Origin of the sequence: Pirellula sp. SH-Sr6A (genome assembly GCF_001610875.1) — a bacterium.
Taxonomy (GTDB): Bacteria; Planctomycetota; Planctomycetia; order Pirellulales; family Pirellulaceae; genus JBKCUI01.
The window spans coordinates 3,942,686-3,957,445 of sequence record NZ_CP011272.1 but is presented as its reverse complement, the minus strand read 5'-3'; the positions used below and the strand labels follow the sequence as shown (position 1 = coordinate 3,957,445).

Annotated in this window: 11 protein-coding genes; 5 read left to right on the top strand and 6 right to left on the bottom strand. The window is 52.3% G+C overall.

The window, feature by feature from the left end; genetic code table 11:
- Positions 1-18: 18 nt before the first annotated feature.
- The 5 genes from VN12_RS15120 to VN12_RS15100 all read right to left on the bottom strand — a co-directional run bounded on the left by VN12_RS15120 (position 19) and on the right by VN12_RS15100 (position 6,922).
- On the bottom strand, positions 19-1,701 hold the full coding sequence (locus VN12_RS15120; protein ID WP_146677614.1) for a hypothetical protein: 1,683 nt from the start codon (positions 1,699-1,701) through the stop codon (positions 19-21).
- A complete protein-coding gene (locus VN12_RS15115; protein WP_240491160.1) occupies positions 1,698-2,657 on the bottom strand; it encodes an ATP-binding cassette domain-containing protein in 960 nt (319 codons plus the stop codon). Before VN12_RS15115 ends, VN12_RS15120 begins: the two co-directional genes overlap by 4 nt.
- A 170-nt stretch (positions 2,658-2,827) precedes the next feature.
- Positions 2,828-3,769, bottom strand: a complete 942-nt coding sequence (gene cysK / locus VN12_RS15110) for a cysteine synthase A (RefSeq protein ID WP_146677613.1) — start codon at positions 3,767-3,769, stop codon at positions 2,828-2,830.
- 49 nt (positions 3,770-3,818) lie between these two features.
- On the bottom strand, positions 3,819-5,465 hold the full coding sequence (locus VN12_RS15105; protein WP_146677612.1) for a cysteine desulfurase: 1,647 nt from the start codon (positions 5,463-5,465) through the stop codon (positions 3,819-3,821).
- A complete protein-coding gene (locus tag VN12_RS15100; protein ID WP_146677611.1) occupies positions 5,465-6,922 on the bottom strand; it encodes a family 2B encapsulin nanocompartment shell protein in 1,458 nt (485 codons plus the stop codon). Before VN12_RS15100 ends, VN12_RS15105 begins: the two co-directional genes overlap by 1 nt.
- A gap of 413 nt (positions 6,923-7,335) precedes the next feature.
- Between VN12_RS15100 and VN12_RS15095 the strand changes: the two genes are divergently transcribed.
- The 5 genes from VN12_RS15095 (at position 7,336) to VN12_RS15075 (ending at position 14,041) form a co-directional block, all read left to right on the top strand.
- Entirely contained in the window at positions 7,336-7,575 is a 240-nt protein-coding gene (locus VN12_RS15095; RefSeq protein WP_146677610.1) for a hypothetical protein, read from the top strand.
- Between the two features lie 903 nt (positions 7,576-8,478).
- On the top strand, positions 8,479-9,423 hold the full coding sequence (locus VN12_RS15090; RefSeq protein WP_146677609.1) for a DUF1559 domain-containing protein: 945 nt from the start codon (positions 8,479-8,481) through the stop codon (positions 9,421-9,423).
- Between the two features lie 47 nt (positions 9,424-9,470).
- Positions 9,471-9,869 carry a hypothetical protein gene (locus VN12_RS15085; RefSeq protein WP_205855056.1) on the top strand — a complete coding sequence of 133 codons (399 nt, stop codon included), beginning with the start codon at positions 9,471-9,473 and terminating at the stop codon, positions 9,867-9,869.
- Between the two features lie 31 nt (positions 9,870-9,900).
- On the top strand, positions 9,901-12,588 hold the full coding sequence (locus VN12_RS15080) for a DUF1553 domain-containing protein (RefSeq protein ID WP_146677607.1): 2,688 nt from the start codon (positions 9,901-9,903) through the stop codon (positions 12,586-12,588).
- 97 nt (positions 12,589-12,685) lie between these two features.
- The gene (locus VN12_RS15075; protein ID WP_146677606.1) at positions 12,686-14,041 is read left to right on the top strand and encodes a DUF1501 domain-containing protein; all 1,356 of its coding nucleotides are present in this window, start codon (positions 12,686-12,688) and stop codon (positions 14,039-14,041) included.
- A 27-nt stretch (positions 14,042-14,068) separates the two neighbouring features.
- On the opposite strand, the gene VN12_RS15070 is transcribed toward VN12_RS15075, so the two are convergent.
- Positions 14,069-14,572, bottom strand: a complete 504-nt coding sequence (locus VN12_RS15070; RefSeq protein ID WP_146677605.1) for a hypothetical protein — start codon at positions 14,570-14,572, stop codon at positions 14,069-14,071.
- Positions 14,573-14,760: the final 188 nt, after the last annotated feature.

Sequence of the window (14,760 nt, the reverse complement as noted above, 5' to 3'; positions counted from 1 at the left end):
TTCGAGTCCATTGGGTTCTCATGCCAAGGGGTCGATCTCCTGTTCGGGTTCTTGATCGACCGCGCGACGATTCTTTTTGTCGTGTTCCGAAGCAACTCTCTCAGGAGTTTCGATCCGTTGGATCACGATGTCTTTTGCGGATAGGAAAAGGTTGAGCATGAAAATTGGCAGAGTGACGACTCCTAAGCAAAAGACGGCGAACTCCTCGGTATTGTTGGTGGTGCGTGAGATAAACGGGACGATCTCGCTGAGAGTCCACCAAGGATTCACAAAGCAAAACCATTCGTAATCCATTCGCATGTAATTGCTACTCATCAGGCTGAGGGTGCAGGTTGCGAGAATGGCGATCACGTTGAGCACGGCAATCAGCACGGCGGTCCCGAACATTCGACCACTTCGAGAACGCCGAAAGATCATCCACGAACCAAGTCGCCCTAGTCCCAGATAAAAGGCCAAATATAGATTGGTGGCAATCGCATACCAAATGAGTGCAAACCAATAATCCCAGTACCGCTCTGAGGCCAATATCTGGCTCATGACCAACGCGATTGATGCTCCCAGAGAGCTCAACACGACAAACACATAGCCAGTACCGGGACCCGGAATCAACCAACTGAAAAAAAGCTTAGAAAGGATCCCTGACGGAAGCGTTCTCTTGGCTCGCGTCGAAATGAACCCTCGTTCGCCCACAATGAACGAACCCGCAATTCCCCAATGGATTCCCAGTAGGATCATAAAAAAGCTTGTCGCTTCGGGAGAGACGAGGATCGCCATGGCAACACCGACCATCGCAATCCCCCAGCCAGTCACCATCAAGGAAACGCGGATCGGGGTCGATGTGTTGGCACTGGAAACACCGATCAATGCGGACGAGCAGGCGAACAGTACCCACATGTAGAGTCCTAGAAACAATGCGGCCGCTCCGAGGGCGATCCAGCTCGCCTGGCCTTGATCAAATCCACCGAACCCAACCCCTTGCCACGCCACCGCAATAAGCAACGAACAGAGGATAAAGGTCAGGATCAGTTGCAAAAGAATCAACACCAGCGAGAAGACAATCTGTAGCGCTCGGCTCCTCGAAAAGGAAGCGAACGCGATCGCGATCATGGCCAATCCCAAGGTCGTCATCACCACAACGAGCAGCTCGAAGAGAATGGTTTCGAGCGTGACCCCTCGCAGCAGGTAGGTGAGTGCGATGCAAGGGGCGATCACCGAGAGATAAATGATCAACTGCAAGGCCGCGACGTTCAGCTTGCCAAGAATAATATGGCGCGGTCGGAGCATCGACAACGACAACGTCTCAAACGTCCCGTCATCCAGCTCCGAGGCCATTGATCGAAAGGAAGCCTGCGGAATGATCAACCAAGCGGGTACGACAAGGATGAGTAGATAGCCGCTCAGCAAACCGCGCCCATCGGAAGCGTAGTAAATATTGGGAATGGAACTGAGCAACCCCAACAGAGACCATGCGAGGACGACGATGATTAGCAACCCGAAGGTCCAAGTAAACTGCTTGCTCTTCAGAGCTTGACGCGTCTCCTTGACCAAAATGGGGTTGAGCCAATTGCTCCACTCGATCAGGCGCTTATCCCAACGGCTTTGGCCATCCAGCAATTGTTCGATGATTTGTTTGTGGGGGTCGACGGCCCGGGCGCCAGAGTGGGCTATCGATTCGTTCGGATTGGCATCGATCGAACTCATTGAACCGCTCCTGTCGTAATTTTCATGAACACATCTTCAAGCGATTCGGTGTGCGCGGCAAATTCGAGAAGGGGAAATCCGGCTTGGATCAAATCGGTGAGCAATTGGGATTGCTCGACCTCGCCTCCTTGCAACGAAAAGGTGATCAAACTCCCCGAGGGTGCCAGTTCCCCGACTCCTTCGCGCTGGGTGAGCCAAGCAGCGATTTCTTCCTGTCGGCTCAGTGGCACGATGCGAACTCGCAAGTGACCGCGCATGGTCCGTCGAATTTCCTCCACACTTCCCACCGCCAGCAGTTTGCCCCGTTCAATAATCCCGACTTGGTCGCACATCTCGGCCAGTTCGGTGAGGATGTGCGACGAAACGAGAACGGTCGTTCCTTCGGACGCCAACTGTTGGATCATCTGTCGAAGTTCAATGCGAGCGCGGGGATCCAGTCCATTGGCAGGTTCATCGAGAATCAGGACGGTGGGCTGATGGATCATGGCGCGTCCTAGACAGAGTCGCTGTCTCATCCCTTTGGACAGACCCGTGATCGGCTTGGAGGCAATTTTGTCTAGGCCCGTGAAGCCGAGTGTCCGCTTGATAGCCGAGATCCGGTCCTTTCCTATCAAACCGTAAGAACGGGCGAAGAAGTCGAGATACTCGACGCAGTTCATGTTGGGATAAACAGAGAAGCCGTCCGGCATAAACCCGAGGCGTCGGCGTACCAAGTCCGGGTCGCTCACGGCCGAAAATCCGTCGATGAAGGCATCTCCATAGCTTGGGAGTTCGAGCGTGGACAAGATCCTCATGCTGGTTGTTTTCCCAGCGCCGTTGGGACCAATGTATCCGAATACTTGTCCGCGGTAGACTTCGAACGAGACGTCTTGAACTGCCTTCGTCGCACCGAAAAAACGGTGCAAGCGACGCAGTTCGATCATCGGCGTCGCCGATGTGTGCACGGCATCAACCATATTCGTGCCTTCGAGCGTGATCCATGAGAGACAAGGTAAGCCAGAGAGTCGCTGGCTTTAGGACATTTCGTCCCCCATTCTAAACCAAGTCACCCTCAGAAAGGCTACCGCCCCAACCCGCCGGCCAGAGAAAGTTGAAGGATAGGGCGTTTAGGACGAAACGATTGTGGTTAGCTGGTGAAGGGAGCAAAAAGTGGAGTGGAAAGGTAACGTTCACCAAGAGAACACATGATGGTGACAATCCTCTTTCCGCGAAACTCTGGTCTCGACGCGACTTGAGCTGCAGCACACATATTCGCACCGCTACTAATCCCTGCGAGGATACCTTCTTCGCGTGCGAGTCGTTGCCCCCAAGCAAATGCTGCCTCGTCATCAACCCTGATCACTTCATCTACGACGGATCGATCCAGATTTTTCGGGATGAACCCAGCGCCAATCCCCTGAATGCGGTGCTTTCCAGCCTTGCCTCCGCTCAGAACAGGAGACGAAGAGGGCTCAACAGCGATCGCTCTGAAATTTGGATTGAGTCTCTTGATGTATCGGGCCACCCCCGTAATTGTCCCACCCGTTCCAACTCCCGCGACGATCGCATCGATTTCCCCTTTCGTATCTTCCCAAATCTCTGGCCCCGTCGTTTGCTCATGAGCTTGAGGATTTGCTGGATTCTCAAATTGTTGGGGCATCCAGGCGTGCGGGTCGTTCAATAAAAGCTCCTCGGCTCGGGTGATGGCACCTCGCATTCCTTCCGCAGAGGGAGTAAGGATCAGGTTCGCCCCAAAAGCTCGGAGCAACGCTCTTCTTTCAATGGACATTGATTCGGGCATCGTTAATGTAAGACGGTACCCCTGGGCTGCCGCAAGAAAAGCAAATGCGATGCCAGTATTACCACTCGTTGGCTCGATGATGTGCGTTTGCGGGGTGAGTCGACCGGAGGCTACCGCCGCGTCCAACATAGATCTCGCAATCCTGTCCTTCACGCTACTCATGGGATTAAAGAACTCACACTTCGCGTAGACGACGGCCTGATCGGCTGGAATCAAGTTCTGAATCCGAACCATTGGTGTATTCCCAACGGCACCAGCAATACTGGAGTAAGTCTTGTCGTGAGGCATTCCGCCCTCCTTGCATTGGTTTAAAGTTGATCTCTCGAAGTGTTCCAAACTATGCTTTCCGCGCGAGTCGATGAATGACTTCGATCATTCGATCAATCTCTTCGTGGGTGTTGTACAAGGCGAAAGATGGTCGCACGGTCGATTCGAGGCCGAAATGTCTCAGTGAGGGCTGTGCGCAGTGATGGCCAGTTCGAACGGCGATTCCTTGCCGATCTAACTCCTTGCCTACTTGATCGGTCGTGTAACGATCTAACACGAAAGAGACCAATCCAACCTTGTTGCGGCTGCGCCCGAGAGTCGTCACTCCAGGGATGGATTGAAGTGAGGTCGAAGCATGTTCCAATAGGGAATGCTCATGCTGAAGCAAGGATGCGGAGTCGAATTGCATGAGGTAGCGCAAAGCGGCCCCTAAACCAACGGCATCTCCAATACTGGGAGTCCCCGCCTCGAATTTTGCTGGGGGATCTGAAAATGTTGTTCCATCGAATGAGACTCGGTGGATCATGTTGCCACCCCCTTGCCATGGCGGTAACAACTCCTGAAGGTCGGGATGGATGTAAACCACCCCGATGCCCGTCGGTGCAAAAACTTTATGTCCAGAGAATACAAAAAAATCGCAACCCAGGCTTTGAACATCGATTGGCAAATGGGCAACTGATTGCGCTCCATCAATGACGAATCGGGCCCCTTTTCGGTGCGCCATGGAAGCCATTTCTTCCACCGGCAAAATGGTTCCTAGCGTATTGGATGCGTGCGTAACGCTCACAATTTTGGTTTTATGCGTTAACAACCTTCGGTACTCGTCCATCATGATGTCTCCGTCATCGTTGAATGGGATGACGCGAATACGAAGTCTCAATTCATCGGCAAGCAGTTGCCATGGAACAATATTGGCGTGATGCTCCATCTCCGTAAGCAGCACTTCATCCCCTTCCTTCAAAAACGACTTGCAGGTCTGAGCGATAAAGTTGATTCCCTCCGTTGTCCCGCGAACAAAAACGATGTCGTTCGTCGATTGTGCATGGACAAATTCCCTGACTGTTTCTCGAGCCAGCTCGTAGTGGTCCGTGGCTCGGGCTGCAAGCGTGTGGGCTGCTCTGTGAATGTTGGAATAGTCGCACGCATAGAAGCGACTCAATGTCTCGATCACTTCGATTGGCTTATGCGTTGTCGCGCCATTGTCAAACCAAACCAACGAGTGACCATTGATATCCTGGTGTAGTGCAGGAAAGTCTGAGCGAACAGAACGTACATCCAGCGTTCGGGCCGCCCCAAGTTTTGATTTGTTTTTCCGGATCGCATCTCTTTGAAGTTTCGGCGCATTGAGCGAACTATCCGCTTGCTCCTGCTCTCGAAAATTCACCTTTCGATGGAGTGCTGCCTCCGATTCACTTTGAAGAGAACGAACTGTTCGCTGGATATCCGCATCGGTAATGTCCTGCGGAAATCGCTTGCTATCGACACGTTCTATCGCCCGTCGAACGGGCTCTGGCAATACTGCGGGCTCCGTCGGTGCAACGGCCGTAAGTTCTTCTGCATAGAGAATATCTGCGGGAGTTAGCGAGCCTGGGATACGCGATAACTGTTCCGTGCCAAAGATTTGATTCAATAATCGAGACGAGATCTCATTGGTCTCGGTGGCATCGATCGAAGTATTTCTCTCTGTAGATCGGGCTGAATAATTGGATTCGTTCATCAGATCCCCGATCCATGGTCAAAGGATTTGGGGATGCGTTGCAAGTAGTCGTGGTAGTAACCAACCTCCACATTCTCCAGTACTCCAACCGCATCGTCAGTAAGAACCGCAGCGGAGAAGTAGAGCGTCAGCAAGTAGGAACTTACCCCTAGACTATCCAGTCCCATTAACCTTGCCGAAAGGCTAGGCGCTATCTCACCCTCGATGCCAGCTTGATGCAATCCCACGACGCCTTGATCCTCCTCTCCAACTCTCACCAGCAGAATATTGGTGGTTCCGGAGGATTGCCTCGAGTGGTATCGATTCGTGACCTCCAGTTTGTCGCAAGGAACGATCGGGATCCCTCTCCAAGAAATCATAGGAAAGCCAAATACGCTTACCGTGACGGGAGGAACGCCGCGCCATGTGCATTCACGTAGAAAGGCTGCGATCGCTTTGGGGTGCGCGACAAAGAAAGCTGGCTTCTTCCAAACGAGCGCTAACAATTCGTCAAAGTCATCCGGAGTAGGTGCTCCATAGCGAGGACTGATCCTCATCGCTGGGTCGACAGAGTGAAGCAATCCAAACTTTTTGCTGTTGATCAGTTCCCATTCCTGCCGTTCCTTGATGCCCTCAATCGTCAACCGCATCTGCTCTTCCAGCTGATTGAAGGGACCGTTGTAGAGATCCGAAACCCTCGTGTGAACTCGCACCACGGTCTGTACGGCGGATAAAGAGTATTCGCGTGGAGTTGGTGAATAGTCGACAAAGGTTTCTGGAATCTCCACATTCTCCGCAAAGCCCGATACCAAGTCGATATTACGCTCCCCATATCGATTGACGCTCGAACGAAGCTCTTGATGCTCATCAATCGCTTTCTGAAACTCGGCGACTAGGTTTGGATTCTCACCTAGCAGTGACTCAAGGTCCTTCCGCGACAGAGTAAGCAGCACGCAAGGGGTAATGGTGCGTATGGTTGCATCGGAAGGCTTTTCTGCCGTCAAATCCGCTTCGCCAAAGAACTCGCCTTCGGTCAGAAGAGCAATGCGAAGATCGCTTCCATGCACCCCTTTGCTAAGAACTTCGACTTGCCCCTGTGCGATGATGAAGAACTTGCTCCTGTCCTCACCTTCGACAAGCAGCTTGTTACCAATGGCCACGCTCTCCGTCCGGAAGTAACTGACCATACGATCGAGAATGGCATCGGGAAGCTTGGAGAAGAGGGGGACACGTCTGAGCGCATTGGGTGGAAACGACGCAGCCCCATTCACGATGTCAACGGCAATCCGATCGGCTTTCGCCAGTTCGACTTTTGTTCGATTCACCCGATAGGTTCCACCATCGACCTGGACCCAAGGTACGAGCTTGAGCAAGTATCGGGGGGTGATCGACATCATCTTCGGTGATGTCTTGGTCGTCGTCGCAAGGTTTCTCGCAACGGCTGTTGTTACGCTTCGTTGTAGTAAGCTATCAGTCATGAGTTCACTAGTTGATTCATTCGATGGAAATTGAGGCAATGGGGGCTATCGGTATAAACGATGGGATTACCCAAGCAAAAAAGTCTTCGATTCCCAGGTCCAATAACTCCTCCAAAGAGCTTCTTCGTCAGCGATGGATACAAACGAAGACACGACTGCCAGATCGCACATCACGTGCCAATTGTCTCGTTTAAGTGAACTATGGTGTCTAGTCCCTAGTTATCGACGAATCTTCTTTCAGGAATCATCCACTCGGCCTTGATCTCACGTGGTGCTGTGATCAGGCACGGTGAAATATCACGGACGCGCCGTGTCCTGCTCTAGTTTCTTTCTGGGCATTGCGAGTGAGAAGAGGATTGGTATTCTCCAAATATCTGATAACAACATCCTTAAGTGAATTCGAGGTATTGGTTATGGACGTCTCGAAACTTACTCCGCACGATGAGGACGGCGATTGGATCCTGCCCGCGTCGTTACTTTCCAGCAATCCTTCGTCGGAACTCATCCATAAGCTTGCTGTTCCAATACTCGTCGTCTTCCTTGTAAGCGGACTTGTTCCACTGCTCGCATTCAGCGTCTCGCGATCCTACTCCGAGCAGAATTCGAACCAACCCAACTCGCAAACGGCAATTCCCTTCCCCGCAGAGCAATAGACCTCCACGACGAGAGGGGGCCAGGTCCCTTCCTACCAAGTGTTATTGGATCGAAGTGTTTTGAGCACGGGACTAGTTTGTCTAGACCGGATCGTGGCACCAACCATAGGTCGCGGTCGAGCCTCTCGAATCCAAGCGGGGCCATCGCAAGAACAAGCTGGGATGGAATGCAGATGGAAGCTAGTTCACCGCTGGCTCCAGGTCATGGGCTAGGACCAGCGATGGGTACCTATCAAGGATGCTAAGGCACCAGCAAAAGCGAATGACATCACCGCGATAAATCTTTTGTTAGTATCGCGCACTTCGCTGCGATGAAAAAATTCTCAATCTCATAGCCACTTGAATTTGCAAGGCGAAACGCCTTGTCATCGGTGAAATTTCTTTGGAGTGGTTCCGATTGGAACACCCCTTGCGTACCCATTGACTCAGAGTGAGTCCAAATGGATGCGATCCCCTCCGGTTCGTCTCAAGCGACTCGCAAAATCAATGCTGGATCACTTCGAGCGTGTGAGGCACAAAGCACCAAGATGAAACTTCCAAATCTTCTTCGACTCCTCCAATCGAAAAACAAGTCAGGCCAAGTACCCCTCGAATCGGAATGCCGTAACCGGGACATCAAAGATTCAAATGAAGCGAGCGGGGCACTACAACGAAATCCCTTGAAACAACTTCAAATGCACCTGAGGGGTGCTACCGCTCGTCACGAAAATCAGTCCGACGAGTCTGCTGTATTGCTCGCTACTCCGTTTAGCCGGTTTTGTCCTCGCGGACCTGTCATCAATCGGTGTGAGTATGTCTTGAGCTGTTGAGCCAATTGAAATGCCGCCCCAGATTCACATTTCCCACAACTCTACGAAATCAATTCATCCCTAGACATTAAACGAAACTATTAGGACTAAGAACATGAAACGAACAAACCGAACATGGAAGTCAACAAAAAGAGCATTCACCTTAGTGGAGCTGCTTGTCGTCATTGCGATCATCGGGATTCTCGTAGGCTTACTTCTCCCTGCGGTGCAAGCTGCACGCGAGGCGGCGAGGCGAATGCAATGCTCGAACAACTTGAAACAGATCGGTCTAGCAACACATAACTTTGAAAGCGCTTTCAAATTCCTACCACCCGCATTCATTGGGGACAATTCCGATTCATTGAACAGCTGGGCGACTTGGAATGCCTTGATTCTGCCGTATGTTGAAGCTGGAAACCAATTCAACCTGATCGATACACACTATAGGGTGGCTGATTGGCCCGCCGCAGCTTACCAAACACAGCTACCATTCTACCTCTGCCCTTCCCGCCCGCCCGCAGTTCTCAGTGTCGGTGACTTCGCAACACCAGGTGGTGCTTTGACCGACTATGCGGCGAGTTTCGGTACTGCCGCTCTCTATACGAATTCCGTGGGTGCAATTATCCCTGCGATTCCGGAAAGTATCACTACGGATAGTTCAGGAAAACCATACCTTGCAAAATGGAAAGCGCAGGTGCGATTCGGCTCCTTAACGGATGGCACCAGCAATACCACCCTCTTTGGTGAAAAGCATATACGCCCGAAGTCTCTTCGAGGTCGCAACGAAGATCGGAGCGCATTCAGTGCAGTTCGAAATACGCACCGCAGGATGATGGGTACCTACGTCAACGGGACGACTCGCGAGGATCGGCCGCTGTTACCACCCAATGCGCAAACCCCGACTCTTGCCAACTCTAGCTTCGGCAGCGCGCATTCCGGACTTTGCCAATTCGTGTTCGGCGACGGCAGTGTCCATTCCCTTGCCATCAACACCGACCTAGAAGTGCTTTCTCGCTTCGTCGCTCGGAACGATGGAAATGTTGTGTCCATTCAGCAATAGAAAGAGGTGCGATTATGGTAACCCATCCAATTTCATGGCGATCGCTTATGCCAGTCGCAACCGTGGGGATTCTGTCTGTCTGCGTTCTGGGATGCGGAAGCAAGTCCGATGTACCTCTTGAGGGTGTTGTTGTGATCGAACCAGAAATCGATTTTCACTTCTCCGGAGATACCCTCGAAATTCGGTCAAAAGACCGGCCGGCAGAAGTAGCCTACGGAGAAATCAAGGCTGATGGCTCGTTTCGAGTCGAATCACTTCGTGATGGGTCGATTGTTAAAGGTACCTCAGCAGGCGAGTACGAGGCACGCATCGTGGTGTCCGATGACGATAGCCGACATAAAGCGGCCGCTCTCAAAGTGATACCCAAAAAGTACATGCAGTTCGCCTCATCGGGTCTCAAGGTAACTGCCCCAAATACTCAAGTGACCATCACGATTTCCAGATAGCAGATTCAAAGCCCCAATGCAGGACTCTCCCATGAAACGGATCAATCATTACAACCGCCTCGCCTGGATGGCGGTCGCTTGTATTGCAGGCGGTACACTCTCCGCCGAAGAGGCGGCCGGTCTTCCGCAAGCCAATGACAAAGAAGTCGAATTCTTCGAAAGGAAAGTTCGTCCGATACTCGTCGAGAATTGCTACATCTGCCACTCCGAACATCACAAGGAAGCGGGGGGACTGCGAGTCGATGATTTTAAATCGATTACGAGCAAAGGGAGAAATGGTTCCGCTGTGGTTGCTGGCAACTCGGCGGAAAGCATCTTGATTCAACGGGTGACTCATGCAGACGACAGCAAAGCGATGCCCCCGGACCATCGGCTTAGCGAGCAGCAAATCCATGATTTAAAGAGTTGGATTGATCGCGGAGCGGCATGGCCTCCCTTGGTGATTCCAACGGACATCGATCAAACACTCGAGCCAGGAGTTGTCCCCCATGTCGAACGAAAGGAAAGTCACTGGGCGTGGCAACCTTTGAAAAATCCGGCAGCTCCAGAAGTTGCTCCCGGTAGTTTTTGGGCTACATGGGCTCGCAGCGACATTGATAGATTTGTAGCGAGTCGGCTGCAGGAGGAGAGTTTGACTCCTGTCGCAGACGCGGCAAAAAGCTCGCTTCTTAGGCGACTGACATTTGATTTAACAGGGCTTCCTCCCACCGAACAGGAGTTGCTGGACTATCTGCTGGATGAGTCGGACAGAGCTACGGAAAAAGTAGTGGATCGTCTACTAGGCTCAATCTCCTTTGGCGAAAGATGGGGAAGGCACTGGCTCGATGTGGCTCGATATGGTGAGTCGACGGGATCTGCCCGAAATCTACCCTATCCACATGCTTGGCGATATCGCGACTACGTTATCGAGTCCTTTAACGAGGACAAACCCTTCAATCAATTCTTGCAGGAACAGATTGCGGGTGATCTATTGCCAGCCAATTCGCCGAGTCAAAAGCGAGAACAACTGATCGCTACGGGCTTCCTTGCCCTCGGAGTGAAGGATGTGAACCAGCGGTTCAAAGTCCGATATGACATGGACAACGTCGATGAGCAGATAGATACCGTATCGAAAGCGGTACTTGGGTTAACCGTTAGCTGTGCGAGATGCCATGATCATAAGTTCGATCCCATTTCGACAAGAGATTACTACGCGTTAGCGGGTATCTTCACCAGTACGGAGCTTTGCGACGCGCTCCGAAACCAGATGGGAGGTAGCGGATTAGCATACTATGTCCCCAACAGACTGATCCAGTTATCAGACGAATCCGATCAGCAGCCATCGGAAGAGGTTCGACTAGAGATTGAAGAGAGGCGGAAGGAATTTGAGGCAGCAAGAGCCAAGTTTGTCCAGATTCGCGATAGCGTGAAACAAGAAGACCGAACCGCAGATCACACGAAGAAGCTACAGCAAGCGCGTCAAGCGATGCAGCGAAAGCAGGCAGAATTGGTCGCCCTTACCGACCCCGCAGCAAGAGGTCTCGTTGCAATCGGAGTTCGAGATGCGGAGAAGACGGGTGATACAGAGATCCGCATACGAGGCGAGGCAGAAAAGCTCGGCCCTACGGTCCCGCGCGGTTTCCTGACCGTACTCGATCACATACCAACACCCTCTATGGAGGAAGGACGCAGTGGTCGTTACGAGCTCGCGAAATGGCTAACGCATCCCTCCAATCCCCTTACGACTCGCGTGGCAGTAAACCGCATCTGGCAACGGTTGTTTGCTGAGGGGCTGGTTCGTACAGTCGACAACTTTGGTGTCATGGGCGATGTGCCAAGCCACCCTGAATTACTTGACTATCTCGCTCAACAGTTCATTCGTAACGGTTGGTCTCAGAAGAAACTTATCCGCGAAATCGTTCTGTCACGGACATATCAACTGTCTGCAAGCTCGAGTGAGACTGCCATTGCAAAGGACCCTTCTAACAAATGGCTGTGGCGACATGCACCTCGACGACTCGACGCAGAAGAAATTCGTGATAGCATCCTCGCAATTTCAGGGGAGCTTCAACGTGGCAGTGTCGCCTTGGATGAGTCAAAGAAATTGCCCGTGATCGAGATTCGCAACAATGGCCCCGAATCTCGCAAGCTGCTTGCTGTATCGAGTTCGAGCGTCCATCGAAGCGTATACTTGCCGATGGTGCGCGGGATTCTCCATGATGCGTTGCAAGTGTTCGACTTCGCAGAGCAGGGGATGGTAACTGGGAAAAGATCCAACACAACCGTTCCCCCCCAAGCCCTTTTTCTTCTCAACGACCCGCTCCTGCAAAAAGCAGCTCTGGCTAAGTCGAAAAGAATTCTTGCCGGGTCAAGCGATCCAGTTGCGCAATCGATTACGTCTATTTACCGAGAGGCGTTTCAACGCAATCCGACCGATCAAGAAATGATCGATGCTGTTTCCTTTATTCAGTCTTATGAAAATCAGTTTGAGTTGATTTTGGAAGAGTCGAAGGGCTCACCATCATCCGCCCAGACGACGGAATCGTCCCAGGGTGTGAAACTGGTCAGTAGTGAATCAAATTCCTCGCAGAATGTCGCGGCGCCTGAAGACGGCCGCGGCGAAGATGCAGAGCCGATGGTCGATACGACCCATATCGAACCCGCGTCGAGCCGAGAAGCCGCAATGGCAGCATTGGTCCAATCCCTCTTCGCATCGGCCGAATTCCGCTTTGTTCGCTAAGGACCTATCCGAGTACCGAACACAAACTGTTCGTTCCATCTACGCAACAACACATTTGTAAGACCAATCAACCTACGATTATTAAGAAGGTAAATTTATGAATCCGTTTTTTTCACGCCGCGAGATTCTTCGCACAACCGCAGCAGGATTTGGATCGGTGGCATTGGCAGGTTTGCTGGGGAGCCAAGGGCAATCTCAGGAGAAGATGCTACACCCCCTTGCCCCAAAAGAGCCCCACTTCCAACCCAAAGCAAAAAGGATCATCTTCCTCTTTTTGGAGGGAGCATTCTCACAGCTTGATACTTGGGAGTACAAGCCGCAGTTGGCAGCCGATCATGGAAAGCCGGGCCCAGGTGGCGGAACCTTGGTCGCCTCGAAATTCAAGTTCCAACAGTATGGAGAAACGGGAACTTGGGTCTCTGAACTTTTTCCCAACTGCGCGAAGCATGTCGACAAATTATGTTTCATCCGTGGGATGCACACCGATACGCCAGCGCATCCCCAAGCCGTCATTCAGTTGCATACGGGAACTGCGATTGCCTCCCTGACACGACCATCCATGGGTTCGTGGCTTCTGTATGGCTTGGGCTCGGAGAATCAGGACTTGCCGGGATACATCACCATCAATCCACCTCCCAATTTTGGAGGAGCGATCAACTATGGCAGTGCATTCCTACCAGCACACTTTCAAGGAACGAAACTGAGCGATCGGGGTGAGCTAACGAATATCAAGCCGTCGAGAGACGCGAGACTACAGCGGAAGCAACTCGATTTCATTCAAAGCTTAAATGAGAACCTAAAAGGTAATACCGGAGCTCCTGAAGATTTGGAAGGAATCATTCAGTCGTTTGAGTTGGCGTTTAAGATGCAGAGCAAAGTACCAGAGATTCTCGACTTCGCTTCGGAATCTCAAGAGACTTTAGACGCGTATGGCATCCAGGACGGCCCTGCAGGAAGTTTTGCTAGGCAGTGCCTGATGGCTCGCAAACTTAGTGAAGCGGGGGTCCGGTTTGTGGAAGTTTGCGACCCCGGATGGGATCACCACAACAACTTGAATCAAGGTCTGCTCACTCGAACTAAATCCGTTGATCAACCGATTGCAGCATTGCTTTCCGATTTAGAACAGCGAGGAATGTTGGACGACACATTGGTTTTGTTCGGTAGTGAGTTTGGGCGTCTGCCACAGGCTCAAGGCCCGGATGGCCGCGATCACAACATCACGGGTTACCCTATGTGGCTCGCGGGTGCTGGGGTCAAACCAGGCTTCTCCTACGGGGCGACCGACGAATACGGGCGAGTTGCAGTGGACGGTCGTATGCACACCAATGATCTTCACGCCACGCTTCTAGCGTTGATGGGGCTCGATCACGAAACGCTCACCTATAACTACGCTGGCAGAGACTTCCGACTCACCGACGTCGCGGGGCGGGTTGCGAGTGAGATCCTCACGTAGTAGTCCCTCAGAGCCAAACCATCTTGATTATCGGCCGAGGATTGGCATGCTGTGAAGCCGCGGGTCATCGCTGACGGGAATCGAGATCACGCCGTTGGCCGGGTTCGGAAGCTCCGCGATCTTCAAGACATCGCGGCAATGGGTGTGGCAACTCACGCAGGCCCCGATCGCCTGGGTGTACACGAATGCGGCTCCCTCCAAGTTGTGCTGCTGGGCAAGCTCCGCCAGTTTGCTCGCTTGCCGACCGAGCTCCTCTTTGTAAGCGACGTAAACGGGGTCGGCATTGGGCTCCCATTCAGTCGCCTTACAGATCTGTTGAAGATTCTCCGCGGCACGCTGGATAGCCCCAAAGTCGTTCGAAACGAGACCTGTCAGCATCTGTTGCGTGCTTCCCAGTTTCGCCAGCATCAGACTTGGAAGCGGAACCTCCCGGCGATTCTGAAGGACGGGCGGATCCCCAGCAGCGATGGAAAAACAGACGGCACACAGGGCCAAGCTGATGACGGAAGTGATGGCGATCGATTTCTTCATGATTCACTAATCCCTACGATCCGATTCTTTTGACTTTTTCCAAAGTTTCTATCGGTTCGCCCGACAGGGAAAATCGAGTTTTTGCTGCCGTTCGATCAATTTGGTCGATTGCAGATCAGACTGATAGCGCACCTAGATGCCGGATGCTCGCTTGCATGGCCCCCCACTCAGATATATCTACGGGGAAC

Excerpts from the sequence above, each read along its gene's own strand:
- VN12_RS15120 (WP_146677614.1), bottom strand. The coding sequence starts at position 1,701 with ATGAGTTCGATCGATGCCAATCCGAACGAATCGATAGCCCACTCTGGC.
- VN12_RS15115 (WP_240491160.1), bottom strand. The coding sequence starts at position 2,657 with ATGGTTGATGCCGTGCACACATCGGCGACGCCGATGATCGAACTGCGT.
- cysK (WP_146677613.1), bottom strand. The coding sequence starts at position 3,769 with ATGCCTCACGACAAGACTTACTCCAGTATTGCTGGTGCCGTTGGGAAT.
- VN12_RS15105 (WP_146677612.1), bottom strand. The coding sequence starts at position 5,465 with ATGAACGAATCCAATTATTCAGCCCGATCTACAGAGAGAAATACTTCG.
- VN12_RS15100 (WP_146677611.1), bottom strand. The coding sequence starts at position 6,922 with ATGACTGATAGCTTACTACAACGAAGCGTAACAACAGCCGTTGCGAGA.
- VN12_RS15095 (WP_146677610.1), top strand. The coding sequence starts at position 7,336 with ATGGACGTCTCGAAACTTACTCCGCACGATGAGGACGGCGATTGGATC.
- VN12_RS15090 (WP_146677609.1), top strand. The coding sequence starts at position 8,479 with ATGAAACGAACAAACCGAACATGGAAGTCAACAAAAAGAGCATTCACC.
- VN12_RS15085 (WP_205855056.1), top strand. The coding sequence starts at position 9,471 with ATGCCAGTCGCAACCGTGGGGATTCTGTCTGTCTGCGTTCTGGGATGC.
- VN12_RS15080 (WP_146677607.1), top strand. The coding sequence starts at position 9,901 with ATGAAACGGATCAATCATTACAACCGCCTCGCCTGGATGGCGGTCGCT.
- VN12_RS15075 (WP_146677606.1), top strand. The coding sequence starts at position 12,686 with ATGAATCCGTTTTTTTCACGCCGCGAGATTCTTCGCACAACCGCAGCA.
- VN12_RS15070 (WP_146677605.1), bottom strand. The coding sequence starts at position 14,572 with ATGAAGAAATCGATCGCCATCACTTCCGTCATCAGCTTGGCCCTGTGT.